Below are 13,329 nucleotides of genomic sequence, written 5' to 3'. Positions count from 1 at the left end.
GATACGTCACTTTGCGTGAAGCCAGTTTTTGGCGGCGCTCGGCCCCCTGCTTGCCGCACGCACGGCCTCCGGTTGGAGCCGGGGACTGGGATTGCCCCCCCCCAGGTCCGCTGAAGCGCCTCAATTCACGAAGGTGAGCGCGCCGGAGGGCAGCTCGGTGCCCGCGGGCCACACGACGTAGGCCGCGCGCCGGGAGTGATTCCACGCTCGCAGCAGCTCTTGGCGCTTGTACGTCACGTGCACCGTCTCGTCGTTGGGGAAGGCGGGGTCGTTGCAGACGACGTCTCCCGAGGGGGTGAACCCCTTCACCACGATGAGGTGCCCGTCCGAGCGGGTGATGGGCGAGCCGGTCAGCTCCCCTGGCTCGTAGGCGATGCTGATGCTGACGGGGATGCCCTCGGAGACGAGCCGCTCCACCTGCGCGAACGAGTCGAAGCGCGCCACCAGGGCGTGCAGGGCGCCGTCTCCCAGCGCGGAGGCGTAGGCGGTGTTGAAGGGCCAGTTGCCGGTGCCTCCATAGACACGGTCATGGATGTACTCGGCCGCCACCGGCACCGGGACCACGAGCTCGTCGCGGCCCAGCTTCTTCGCCCAGTACGCGAGGATCATCGAGGTCGAGGTGGGCGAGCACCAGGCGCCGCCATCCGGCGGGTAGAGCATCTGCGAGCGACCGGGCACGTCCAGCACCGTTCCCCAGGCGCGCTGGTCCGAGGCTTCGTCCGCGGCGGTGCGGGTCGTATCGGTCATCGCCGCCGAGAGCGCGCGGACGCGGGGGCTCACGCCGGGCCTGGTGGAGAAGAGCCACACCGTCATGCGCAGCGCGTCCGCCTTCTTCTTCAGGGCGAGGGTGTCGGTGAGGACGCGGCCCTGCGCGTCCTCCTGGCGATCCTTGCTGTGGCGCACGACGGTACCCGGGTCGAAGGCCCAGACGCCGAAGTCGTAGTCCTTCGTCCACTGGCCCTCCACGCGTGCGGCGAGCGTCAGCCGCACCCAGGTGCCGGGCGGAGTGAGCGCGTCGAAGGAGGGCACCACGTTGTCGAAGCCGGCGGGGACGGAGAGCTCCTCCGAGAGGGCGCTGCCGAAGACGTAGCTGCCCGGGGCGGGAGGCGTCGTGGTGTCGGGCGGTACGTGCGAGGGGAACGGGTCGGGCGCGGAGCGGGCCGTCGCCGCGTCGAGCTCCAGCGCTCCCTCCGGGGTGAGCGCGGTGCCCTGGCGGGTGAAGCGCTCGAAGTCACGCGCCCGCGCGCTCTTTCTCCAGATTCTCGCCACCGGGCCTTCCTCCGTGGATGGGGTCGTGGGCCGTGCCTGCCAGGCACAGGCCGTCAACGTCGATGCCAGCAGGACCAGATACAGCGGGACTCGGGCAGTCGTCAGGGTCTTCATGGGGCTCGGGTGAATGCTGTCGGGGGGAGTATCCGGGGGCTCACTTCGCCAGCTCGGAGAGCAGCTGGTAGACGAACTCGGCGCCGGGCTGGAGCGAGGCCACCGGGATGCGCTCGTTGGGCGCGTGGGCCGTCCGGGCGTCGTCCGGCGTGAGGGCGAAGAGGTCGATGCCGTAGGCGTGGATGCCGGCGCGGCGCAGCGCGGTGGACTCGGTGGTGCCGGTGGACATGCGGGGGAAGACGGGGGCGCCGGGCCACACGCGGGCGGCGGCGGACCGGGTGGCGCGGAACATCGCGTTGTCTCCCACGGGCGAGGCGGGCGAGTCCGGAGGCTTCATGTCCAGCTGCACCTGGATGTCCGGGTCGTCCACGGCCGCGACGAGCCGGGCGCGGACGGCCTGGATGTCCTCGTCCGGGAGCAGCCGGCAGTTGATGGTGGCCTCGGCGGTGGCGGGGATGACGTTGGGCCGGGTGCCGGCGTTGAAGACGGTGGGCACGCAGGTGGTGCGCAGCACGGCCGCGAGGGCCGGCTCCAGCCGGGCGATGGTGTCCACCGCCTCCTGGGGCGGAGCGTCCGGGGTGGCCGCGAGCCGTTGAAGGGCCTGGCCCAGCTCACCGCCCGTCACCTTCACGCGGCCCTCCACGTTCAACCGGGTCACGGGCGTGAGCCGGGTGGGGAAGGTGAGGGCTCCGACGCGGGCCACCGCCGCGGCCAGGCGCACCATGGGGTTGGGCGCGGCCGGAGGCACCGAGGAGTGGCCGCCGGGCCCGGTGGCCTTGAGCACCACGTTGCGCGACACGCGCTCCGCGGCCTGGAGGCTGACGAAGCGCACGCGGGCGCGATCCTCGGACAGCTCCGTGAGGCCTCCCTCGTTGAGGGCGAGCTCCGCCTCGCGCAGCTCGGGATGGTGCTCCAGCAGCCAGCCGATGCCCGCGTTGGAGCCCACCTCCTCGTCCGCGCTGAGCACGAGCACCACGTCGCGCGAGAGCTTCGTCCCCTCGCGTTTCAGCCGCCGCAGCGCGAGCACGCTGGCCGCCACCATGCCCTTGTTGTCCTGGACGCCGCGTCCGTAGAGGAAGCCATCGCGCTCGGTGAGCGTCCACGGGTCGGACGCCCACTCCTCGCGCCGGGCGGGGACCGTGTCGAGGTGGGCGAGCACCAGCACGGGGCGTGCGCGGCCGCTGCCCTTCAGCCGGGCGATGAGGTGGGCGCGTCCGGGAACGGGCTCGGCGAGCTGGGACTCGATGCCGGCCTCGCGCAACCACCGCGCGGCCACCTGGGCGGCGGCGGCCTCGTTGCCCGGGGGATTGGAGGTGTCCACGGCGATGAGCTCGGCGAGCAGCGTGCGCATCTCCCCGGCGGCGCGGGGCGGAGTGCTCCGGGACGGGCCGGCGGCGTGGCCGCAACCCGGCAGTGCCAGGAGGGCGAGAACGAAGAGCAGGGGGCGCATGCCTCCAGTGTATGGGAGTCCGTGGCGCCGTGGGGAGGAACGGGAGGAGACCGTGACTCCCGGCCTGTGCTAATGGCAAAGCGCCTGGAGGCCCCCCGACATGTCGCTCCCGCTCACCGTCCGAACCATCGAGCTGCCCCTCCGCCACGCGTGGACCATCTCGCGAGGGACCAGCACCTCGAAGCGCAACGTCCTCGTGGAGCTTCGCGAGGGAGCCCTGGTGGGCCGGGGCGAGGCCGCTCCGAACGTGCGCTACGGCGAGTCCGCGGAGACGGTGACCGAGGCGCTCCAGAAGCTGGCTCCCGTGCTCGAGGGGGCGGACCTGCGTCACTTCCGCGTGCTCTCGGAGCGCATCGAGCAGGCCCTGCCGGGAAACCACGCGGCGAAGGCGGCGCTGGACATCGCGCTGTACGATCTCGCGGGCAAGCGGCTCGGGGCGCCGCTCTACCGGATGCTGGGCCTGGACGCGGCGCGGATGCCCCTCACGTCGTTCTCCATCGGCATCGACGACCCGGAGACGCTGGTGCGCAAGGTGCGTGAGGCGGAGCCGTACCCCGTGCTCAAGGTGAAGCTGGGCGCACAGTCGGTGCGAGAGACGTTCGGCGCGGTGCGGGCCGCCACGCCCAAGACGGTGCGGGTGGACGCCAACGAGGCCTGGGGCCCCGAGGAGGCGCTGAAGCACATCGAGTGGCTGGCGGGGCAGGGGGTGGAGCTGGTGGAGCAGCCGCTGCCGGCGGCGGACACGGAGGGAGCGAAGTGGCTGCGCCAGCGCTCGCCGCTGCCGCTGGTGGCGGACGAGGCGGTGATGATGGCGGTGGACGTGCCGAAGCTGGCCGAGGGCTACCACGGCATCAACGTCAAGTTGCAGAAGTGCGGAGGCATCCGCGAGGCGCTGCGCATCATCGAGACGGCGCGCTCCTGCGGGCTGAAGGTGATGTTGGGGTGCATGGTGGAGACGTCGTTGGGCATCGCGGCGGCGGCGCACCTGGGGCCGCTGGTGGACTGGCTGGACCTGGACGGCAACCTGCTCATCTCGGCGGACCCCTTCCGCGGGCACCCCGTGGAGCAGGGCTACATCCGCCTGGGTGACGGGCCCGGGCTGGGCGTGGAGCCCCAGGGCTCTCCATGACGGAGCCGCTCGTCCAGAGCCCGATGGCGGTGCTCACGGTGCTGCTGGCCGTGCTGGCGCTGCTGTTCCTCGCGGAGCGACACCCGGTGGGCGCGCGGGTCTTCAGGGTCCTGCCCATCCTCGTCCTCGTCTACTTCATCCCCACGCTGCTCTCGAACACGGGCGTCATCCCCACGAAGTCGGACCTCTACGGCTTCGTGTCGGCGTACCTGCTGCCGACGAGCCTGGTGCTCCAGGTGCTGTCGATGGACTTGAAGGCCATCGCGCGGTTGGGGCGCAACGCGGTGGTGCTGTTCCTGGCGGGGACGGCGGGCATCATCATCGGCGGGCCGCTCGCGTACTTGCTGCTGGGCCACTGGATGCCGGCGGAGCTCGGTGAACAGGCGTGGAAGGGGCTGGCGGCGCTGAGTGGCTCGTGGATTGGCGGCAGCGCGAACTTCGTGGCCATCGGGCAGAGCATCGGGACGCGGGAAGACACGCTGAGCATGATGGTGGTGGTGGACGTGGGCGTGTCGAACATGTGGACGGCGGTGCTGCTCTACTTCGCGGGCCGCGAGCGGCAGATGGACGAGCGCATGGGCGCGGACCGGCGAGCCATCGACGTGGTGCGCGAGCAGGTGGAGCGCTTCCACGCCTCGGTGCTGCGGCCCGCGAGCCTGTCGGACCTGGTGTGGATCCTCACCCTCGGGTTTGGCACCACGGTGGCGTGCACGGCGCTCGCGAAGCAGTTGCCGGACATCGGCACCATCATCACGGGCTTCACCTGGGTGGTCATCCTGGTGACGACGGTGGGGGCGGCGCTCTCGTTCACCCCGCTGCGCAACCTGGAGGGGGCCGGGGCGAGCCGCATCGGCGCGCTGTTCCTCTACGTGCTGGTGATGACCATTGGCGCCAAGGCGGACTTCCGGCGGCTGCTGGACGCGCCCGCGATGGTGGCGGTGGGCGTGGTGTGGATGGCGGTGCACGCGGGCTTCATCCTGGGGGCACGGCGGCTGCTGCGGGCGCCCATCTTCTTCGCGGCGGTGGGCTCGCAGGCCAACGTGGGCGGAGCGGCCTCCGCGTCGGTAGTGGCGGCGGCCTTCCATCCGGCGCTCGCGCCCGTGGGGGTGATGCTGGCGGTGGCCGGCTACGTGCTGGGCACCTACGGCGGGCTGCTGTGCGCGGTGCTGCTGGAGCAGGTGTACCGGCTCCTCCACTGAGGGCCTCGACTCCGGGCTGTCGAATTCGTGCTTCCCTCAGTTTCCGTCCGCACGCTCCTGGTCCTCGGGGCGAACGCGGCCCTGCCGGCGCATCTCACGAGCGAGAAAGGGGGCATGCTCCTCGAAGAACCACAGTGGAACGGGCCGGGTGGGATCCTTGGGGTTCCAGTACATGTTGAACCACCGGCGGCGCATGTTCTTGCACTCGGGGGAGTTGAGCTTCAAGCGGGTGCACGTGTCTTCCACGCGCTTCTTCAAGTCCGCTTCGAGGTCTTTCGCGGGTTCGACCTCGAAGGTGTCCAGGTTGAGCACGAACCAGCCGTCACGCACGTCGAATGGATCCAAGACGTCCGTGAAGGCGTTCTTGCATGCGTTCATCAGCGAGCATGCGAGCCGGTAGTTGTCCCACTCGTAGGCTTCACGAGGCGCGGCCTTCGTGATGGCGACGAAGTGATCCACCGTCGGACCCGCGATGGGCTCGATATAGAAGCATGAATAGGCGCAGATGCCCCGATATGCCGCGTGGAGCGCATCGAGCGCCCGGGTCCAGTAGTCGTACTGACGGAGCACCTTGGGGCTCAGGTCCTCGAGCCGATCCGCTTGTTTCCGGATGCGAGGACCTGGGCGGCTGAGCGTTGGTACCTGCCCCGTCAGCTCGGCCAGGGCGCTCAGACCGGGCTGGCGGACTTCCCCATCGAAGTCGAAGTCGGGTGGACGTGGTTCGGGCTGCTTCTCGACGCGGATCATTTCTCGAGTCCCGACTGCCTCGCCCAGAACCGCCACTGCACCCAGAACGGATCGACGTCCGGAAGACTCTCCCGCAGCTTCTGTTGGGCCTCGTCGAACTCCGTGCGTTGGACGTCCTGGCGGCGCATCAGGTCTTCGGCCCTCTGGAGGGCCTGCTCCGCCTCCAGGGAGCGGGGCTCACCCAGTGCGAACACGTCGGAGATGAGCCAGGAGTTCGCGTCGCCGCGCCGCCGCCAGGTCTCCCGCTCCAGGGTCACCTCACCGTTGACCAATTGCATATGCCAGAGCGCGTCTCGCTGGGGATCGAACAGCGGTTCCAGCGAGGCGAGTAGGAGCGGTGAGTGGGTCACGGCGACAACCTGGATCTCCACATCATCAGCGCCCGTGAGGGCCTCCATCACGCTCAGCAGCGAGCGCAGGATGGTCCGTTGCCAGCGCGGATGCAGGTGCGCTTCGACCTCGTCGATCAGGAAGATGATCTGCCGGGTCACGTCCTGATTGAGCAGACGACTCGCCTGGATGTGCTCCTGCCAGGTCCACACGAGCAGGTAGGCAAGAGCGATGATGCGCTTGACCCCCGCGGAGGCATGCACCACCGGCACTTCCTGACCATAGGCCGTCCGGAGCGTCGGCATGTCGCGTACGTCTTCCAGGCTGATTCGGGTGAGCTCTCCTGGAACGATGCGTTCCTCATCGGAGGGAGAGAGGACTTCCAGCACCTTCAAGAGCTGCAGGTAGGGCTCGTTGTTGCGACCCTGCCAGGAGGCCCAGTCCCGGATCAGGCCATTGCAAAGAACCTTGCCGTCTGGCTGCAGTCCATCCCAGACCTGAGAGGGCGTGAAGTGATAGGCGAGGGGTCGGTCCGGAGCGTTCACTCCCAGGGTAGGTGCGTTCTTCCAGTAGTTGCGCGCCGGATCCCAGACCGAGAAAGAGCCATCCACGCGGGCATAGAGAACCAGTCCTGGGTTGCCGGGCCGCCCTCGCTTGGGCGTCCAGGCCTGCTGCTGAAAGTCGTATTCGCTGGAGTAGTCGACAGCGGTGGTCTTGCTCCTGTACCGGAAGGAGATGGTGGGACGGATACCCTGTCCACGGTGGGGCAGCGCGGGGGAACTGGCCCAGGAGCGGGTCAGCGCCCACCAGGCGACGTCCAGGATGAACGTCTTCCCGAGCCCATTGTCACCCGTGAGCAGATTCAGCCGGGGCGCGAAGTCGAATTCCAACTTCGGTGCCGGTCCGACGTGATGGAGCTCCAGCCGTTCGAGCATCGTCTCTCCGAGCGTGGATCGCCCGTCCCGCGCGGGTATAGGTCAGGTCGGGTGTAGGGACAAATCCCGGGCAGACCTCGTGGAAGATCAGGCCAGGGGCGTGCTGGGCTCTGCCTGTTGCGGCCTGGGCTGGCGCAGCGTCGATGCCGCCACGCCGCTCAAGCCAATCAACCCCACGAGGTTGGGGAACACCTGCAAGCCATTCATCAGGTCGCCCCAGGCCCAGATGGTCTCCACCTTGCCCATGGCTCCGAAGACGACCAATCCGCAGTAGAGCCACCGGTAGGGCACGGTGACGCGCAGACCAATGGCATACTCGAGGAACTGCTCGCCGTAGTAGGCCCAGCCAATCAGCGTGGTGTAGCCGAACAGGAAGGCGCAGAACGCGACGATCCACCCGCCCACGGTGGGCATGGCGGTGTTGAAGGCCTGGGCCACCACGGCCGTGCTCGTGAGCCCGGACGTCCACGCGCCGCTCGCCAGGATCACCAGCGCGCTGATGGTCGAGGTGACGCACGAGACGATGAACACCTCCATCACCGCCTGGAGCCCCTGCTGGACGGGGGCGTCGGTGCGCGCCGTGCCATAGGCCACCGCCGCGGTGCCATACCCCGCCTCGTTGGCGTAGATGCCCCGGGCGATGCCGTAGCGCATGGCCACCATCATCCCCACTCCGGCGGCGCCACCTCCGGCCGCATGCATGGAGAAGGCCTCGCGGAAGACGAGCGCGAACACCTCGGGCAGCCGCGCCGCGTGCGTGAGGATGACCACGAGCCCGCCGGCCAGGTAGAGGCCCACCTTCAGCGGAGCGAGGCGCTCGGCCGCGCGGCCGATGCTCTTCACGCCGCCGATGACCACCAGCCACGTGAGCACGGCGATGGCGATGCCCGAGGCCAGGGGCGGAATCGAGAACTGGCTCTGCAGCACCACGGCCATGGAGTTGGGCTGGGTGAAGGGCGTCGTCGTGAGCGCGGCCACGCCCGCGATGAGCGCGTAGAGCCACGCCAGCTTCGGCGAGCCCAGTCCGTCCTTCAGGTAGTGCATCGGGCCCGCGGACAGCCGCTCCCCGTGAACCTGGCGGTAGCGGATGCCCAGCACCGCCTCGCAGAACTTGATGGACGTGGCGAAGAATCCATATACCCAGATCCAGAACAGCGCCCCCGGTCCGCCGCTCACGATGGCCGTGGCCACGCCCGCGATGTTGCCGGTGCCGATGGACGCCGCGAGCGCGGTCATGAACGCCTGGAAGGGACTCAGCGATCCGGCGCCGCTCGCCTGCGTGGGCACCATGGCGCGCAGCGCGTCCCGGAAGCGCGCCACCTGGACGAACCGGAGCCGCACCGTCAGGAACACGCCAGTCCCGAGCAGGAGGGCCATGGTCCAGGGTCCCCAGACGGCGTTGCTGGCTACGTCGATCGCGTGGCGGATGGGTTCGGGCAGCATGTGGGCCCGTCATAGTCCGTCCAGGCCCTTCCTGGCACCTTCCCCCCTCACGTTCCCTCGCGAACTCGGCAAACACGCCGAGGGCCGCCGGGAGGTGAAACGTGGCATCCTGCCGATCAGGCTCATGACCCCGTCCGCCCCCGCTACCCCCCGCGAGCTCTCCGAGCTCTGGTCCGAGGTCCATCCCCAGGACCTGCCCCCTCCCGCCCTCGTCCGCCACGCCCTCGTGGAGGAGCGGCTCCGGCGGCTCCGCGAGGCGGCGCCGGACCTGTTCCACTTGGAGGAGGTCGGCCGCTCTGTAGAGGGGCGTTCGCTCAACCTCATCCGGTTCGGGAGCGGTCCCCGGCACATCCTCCTCTGGTCCCAGATGCACGGGGACGAGCCCACCGCCACGACGGCGCTCCTCGACCTCTTCGAATACGTGCGCCGCCACCGTGCGCATCCCCGCGTGGCGCGGCTGCTCTCCGCGCTCTCCCTGCACGCCCTGCCGATGCTCAACCCGGATGGCGCCGAGCGCTTCCAGCGGCGCAACGCGCAGGGCATCGACATCAACCGGGACGCGCTGGCGCTCCAGACCCCCGAGGGGCGGACGCTCAAGGCGGTGAGGGACCGGCTCCAGCCGTCGCTCGGCTTCAACCTCCACAACCAGAGCTGGCGCACGGCGGTGGGGGGCACGGGCCGGCCCGCCTCCATCTCGCTGCTGGCTCCGCCCTTCGACGTGGCGCGCGGGGACAACCCGGGGCGGGTGCTCGCCAAGAAGGTGTGCGCCGTCATCCGGGACGCCCTGGAGCCGCTCGCCCCCGGGCAGATCGGCCGCTACGACGACTCCTTCGAGACCCGCGCCTTCGGCGACAACCTGGTGCGCTGGGGCACGCCCACCGTGCTCATCGAGACCGGCCCGTGGCCCTCGGCCGAGCCGGATGTGCCGCTGCTCCGGCTCAACTTCGTGGCCCTGGTGACCGCCCTGGATTCACTGGCGAGCGGGGAGGTGGAGCACGCGGACCTCGCGCGCTACGAGTCCATCCCCTTCAATGAGAGCAAGGGCCTGCTGCACCTCGTCATCCGGGGCGCCCACGTCTTCGGCGAGGCGGGGGACGCCTTCCTCGCGGATGTTGGCGTGGCGGCGACCCTGGCGGTGCGCGACCGGGAGGGCACACCCTCCGTGGTGCTCACGGGCACCGTCGAGGAGCTGGGGGACCTGCGCGTGTACGGCGCCGTGGAGGTCGTGGACGGCACCGGGCTCACGGTGGTGCCGCTCCCCGCCGGGGGCGTGAAGGAAGGGGACACGCTGCCCCTGCCTCCCCGGAGCGCGCTCACACTGCGGGTGGAGCTGCCCGCGGAGTTGATGTTGCTGCGGCCGGTGGAGCCCGCTGGGAGTTACCGGGTGGAGCGAATCATCCGCTACGGGTGTTGATTTCCCAACATTGACGAAAATGTGGCAAAGGTAGGACCTGACTTCCTAGGAGGGGGCGTCACCTTTGCTTTCACACGTTCGACTCGCTCGCGGCTTGTGTGTCCTGCTGTTGCTGTTCGGAGCCAGCGCCTGGGCCCAGGGCACCGCGGTCATCACCGGAAAGATCGTCAATACAGCCGACAAGAAGCCGCTGCAGGACGCGGTGGTGACGGCCACCTCCCCGAGTCTCCAGGGCGAGCAGACGGTGCTCACGGATGCCAGCGGTCTGTACCGCATTCCCCAGCTGCCGCCGGGTCTCTACACCCTCCGGGTGGAGCACGAGGGGTTCCGCCCCTATGCGCGTGATGGCATCCAGCTGCTCATCGACCGCACCATCCGCTTCAACGTGGAGCTGCTGCCGGAGTCGGGGCTGAGTGAGGAGATGGTCGTCACGGCCACCGCGCCGACCATCGACGTGGGCTCGAGCGCGTCGGGCATGAGCGTGGACTCCAACCTGCTGCGCAACCTGGCGGTGAGCCGCCCGGGCTCGAAGGGCTCGGCGTCGCGCTCCTTCGAGTCCCTGGCCGAGATGGCTCCCGGCGCGCAGGAGGACCAGTTCGGCGTGAGCATCAACGGCAGCACCTCGCCCGAGAACCAGTTCGTGGTGGATGGCCTGTCGGTGAACGACCCGGCGGTGGGCACCATCGGCACGCCGCTCTCGGTGGAGTTCGTCAAGGAGGTCAACGTCATCACCGGTGGCTACATGCCCGAGTACGGCCGCTCCACGGGCGGTGTGCTCAACGTGGTCACCAAGTCCGGTTCCAACGAGTTCCACGGCTCGCTCTTCGGCAACGTGGCCCCGGGCTTCCTCCAGACGGCGGCCCTGGAGCTCCAGCAGGCCGGCAGCGTCATCTCCGCGAAAGGTACGCCGTGGAACCAGGGGGACTTCGGCTTCGAGCTGGGCGGCCCCATCGTGAAGGACAAGCTGTGGTTCTACGCCGGTGTGGCGCCCTCGTTCACCCGCATCCAGGTGTCGCGGCAGCTCAACGCCTACGATCTCTGCACCGCGGTGGACCCGGCCAACGGCTGCACGGCGGTGGGCAAGGCGCGGATCGACCCCACCACCCGGTTCGCCCAGACGACACCCATCGAGGGCACACGGGTGGATCGCTTCGCGGACGACCGGACCATCCAGTACATCGGCAAGCTCACGTACCTCTTCAACCCGGACCACAACCTGTCGCTGACGGTGTACGGCACGCCCAACTGGTCGGGCGGCGCGGGTCGGTACTCCTTCAGCCGCGATGGGGCCCCCGAGGTGTGCAGCGGGCTGTCCTGCACCGGGTACGTCCAGGGCTCCTATGAGTCCATCGCCACCCGGCGCACGGGCGGCGCGCTGGATGTCGTGGCCAAGCAGTCCTCCTCCTTCTTCAACAAGGCGCTGCTGATCGACGCGACGGTCGGCTGGCACCACCAGGATGCCTCCATCCTCCCGTCGGACGGCTCGCAGCTGGGGGGCGACGGCCTTGCCGCCGTGCCGAAGATCACCTGGCGCCGCTCGAGCAATCCCGGCTACCACTCCATCACCGAGTTCGAGAGCATCCCCGACGCGGCCGCCTGCGCGGAGCCGGGCGCGAGCGTGGCGCGCTGCCCCGTCACCGCGTACACCACGGGTGGGCCCGGGACGATCAGCGTTTCGGAGCTGGACCGCTACCAGGGTAAGGTGCTGGGGACGTACCTGTTCGAGGGGCTCGGCCACCACGTCATCAAGGCGGGCTTCGACGCCGAGGGCGCCAGCTTCTACAACAACCGCGCGCGCACCGGCCTGGCTCCCTGGCGCGAGTGCCCGGACGGCACGTGCTTCGAGAGCCGGACCCAGTACGGCTACCTCGATGCGCCTGACCAGCCCGTCTTCCTGCCCTCGAAGGAGGGGACGACCACCTCGCTGACGGTCGGCGGCTTCGTCCAGGACAGCTGGTCCATCCTCGACAAGGTGACGGTCAACGCGGGCGTGCGCTACGACACGCAGACCATCTGGGGCATGGACGGCAAGATGGGCCTGAATCTGCCCCACCAGTGGTCGCCCCGCATCGGCGTCATCTACGACTTCACCCAGCAGGGCCGCTCGAAGCTCTACGCCAACTACGCGCGCTTCTACGAGAACGTCCCCCTCGACATGGCCGACCTGTCGTTCCCGCAGCAGCAGCAGCTGGCGGCCACCTACAACGCGTCCTGCGATCCCAGGGATCCGGCCGACCTCGCTCCCGGCGGGGACTGCACCCTGGCCGCCAACCGGCAGACGCGTGGAACCCCAGAGAGCCCCAACCAGCAGTGGGTCTCCGAGGGCGGAGACCGTGTGCCGGTGGATCCGAAGATCCGCGCCCAGTCCAGCGATGAGTTCGTCCTTGGCGCCGAGTACGAGGTGCTGCTCGGGCGCGTGGGCGTCTCGTATACCCGGCGCTACCTCAACGACGTCATCGAGGACATGAGTCGCGACAACACCCGCACCTTCTTCCTGGGCAACCCGGGCAAGGGCTACTCGACGGACTTCCCCGAGGCGCGCCGCGACTACGACGCGGTGAACGTCTACTACACCAAGACCTTCTCCAATGATTGGCTGGCCCAGGTCAGCTACACGTGGTCCTCGCTGCGCGGCAATTACTCGGGTCTGTTCCGCGCGGAAAACGCCCAGCTCTCGCCCAACCTGACGCGCGACTTCGACCTGGTGTCGCTGACCACCAACCGCGATGGGGCGCTGCCGGGTGACCGCACCCACGCCTTCAAGGCCTTTGGCGCCAAGGAGTTCCAGCTGGGCAAGGACATGTCCATCAACCTGGGCGGTGGTTACCGGGCGCGCTCGGGCGCGCCGCTGAACTACCTGGGCTATCACCCGATCTACACCGGCGCGGAGACGTTCCTCCTGCCGCGCGGCAGCGCGGGCCGGTTGCCCTGGGTCCACAACATCGACGGCCACCTGGGCCTCAATCGGCGGCTGTCCGGCAACTACACGCTCAGCCTCACCCTGGACGTCTTCAACGTCTTCAACTTCCAGCAGGTGACGGACGTGGACCAGGTCTTCACCACCGCCGATGTCAAGCCCATCGAGAAGGACGGCAAGCCGGTGAACGTCACCAGCTGCGTCACCCCGGGTAGCCCCGACTGCCGCGTCTATCTCGCCAGCAGCTCGGATGAGAATCCCAAGACCATCCAGGGTTCGGACATCAACCCCAACTTCAAGCGCCCGATCGCCTACCAGACGCCTCGCGCCGTGCGCTTCGGCATGAGGCTGAGCTTCTAATGCGGGCACCCGGGAGAGACTC

At 69.2% G+C, this 13,329-nt stretch carries 9 protein-coding genes; 4 read left to right on the top strand and 5 right to left on the bottom strand.

Annotated features, from left to right (window positions below):
* Positions 1-120: 120 nt before the first annotated feature.
* Positions 121-1,269: a C39 family peptidase gene (locus NR810_RS42315; RefSeq protein WP_257461047.1), complete on the bottom strand. Its 1,149-nt coding sequence runs from the start codon at positions 1,267-1,269 to the stop codon at positions 121-123.
* Positions 1,270-1,423: 154 nt separating this feature from the next.
* Complete coding sequence (locus NR810_RS42310; RefSeq protein WP_257461045.1) at positions 1,424-2,833, bottom strand: M20/M25/M40 family metallo-hydrolase; 1,410 nt, start codon at positions 2,831-2,833, stop codon at positions 1,424-1,426.
* Positions 2,834-2,933: 100 nt separating this feature from the next.
* Between NR810_RS42310 and NR810_RS42305 the strand changes: the two genes are divergently transcribed.
* Complete coding sequence (locus NR810_RS42305; RefSeq protein WP_257461044.1) at positions 2,934-3,962, top strand: dipeptide epimerase; 1,029 nt, start codon at positions 2,934-2,936, stop codon at positions 3,960-3,962.
* Positions 3,959-5,161 carry a DUF819 family protein gene (locus NR810_RS42300; RefSeq protein ID WP_257461042.1) on the top strand — a complete coding sequence of 401 codons (1,203 nt, stop codon included), beginning with the start codon at positions 3,959-3,961 and terminating at the stop codon, positions 5,159-5,161. Before NR810_RS42305 ends, NR810_RS42300 begins: the two co-directional genes overlap by 4 nt.
* Before the next feature lie 36 nt (positions 5,162-5,197).
* On the opposite strand, the gene NR810_RS42295 is transcribed toward NR810_RS42300, so the two are convergent.
* From NR810_RS42295 to NR810_RS42285, 3 genes are all read right to left on the bottom strand, one after another.
* Entirely contained in the window at positions 5,198-5,908 is a 711-nt protein-coding gene (locus NR810_RS42295) for a hypothetical protein (protein ID WP_257461040.1), read from the bottom strand.
* Positions 5,905-7,173: an AAA family ATPase gene (locus NR810_RS42290; protein ID WP_257461037.1), complete on the bottom strand. Its 1,269-nt coding sequence runs from the start codon at positions 7,171-7,173 to the stop codon at positions 5,905-5,907. Before NR810_RS42290 ends, NR810_RS42295 begins: the two co-directional genes overlap by 4 nt.
* 87 nt (positions 7,174-7,260) lie before the next feature.
* Entirely contained in the window at positions 7,261-8,616 is a 1,356-nt protein-coding gene (locus NR810_RS42285) for an alanine/glycine:cation symporter family protein (RefSeq protein ID WP_257461034.1), read from the bottom strand.
* A gap of 124 nt (positions 8,617-8,740) precedes the next feature.
* Between NR810_RS42285 and NR810_RS42280 the strand changes: the two genes are divergently transcribed.
* Positions 8,741-10,030 carry a M14 family metallopeptidase gene (locus NR810_RS42280; protein ID WP_257461033.1) on the top strand — a complete coding sequence of 430 codons (1,290 nt, stop codon included), beginning with the start codon at positions 8,741-8,743 and terminating at the stop codon, positions 10,028-10,030.
* Positions 10,031-10,094: 64 nt separating this feature from the next.
* The gene (locus tag NR810_RS42275; RefSeq protein WP_257461032.1) at positions 10,095-13,307 is read left to right on the top strand and encodes a TonB-dependent receptor; all 3,213 of its coding nucleotides are present in this window, start codon (positions 10,095-10,097) and stop codon (positions 13,305-13,307) included.
* The last annotated feature ends 22 nt before the right edge of the window (positions 13,308-13,329 follow it).

The sequence above is a fragment of the Archangium lipolyticum genome, from assembly GCF_024623785.1.
In the GTDB taxonomy this organism is placed as follows: domain Bacteria; phylum Myxococcota; class Myxococcia; order Myxococcales; family Myxococcaceae; genus Archangium; species Archangium lipolyticum.
This window is presented reverse-complemented; position numbering and strand designations above follow the sequence as displayed.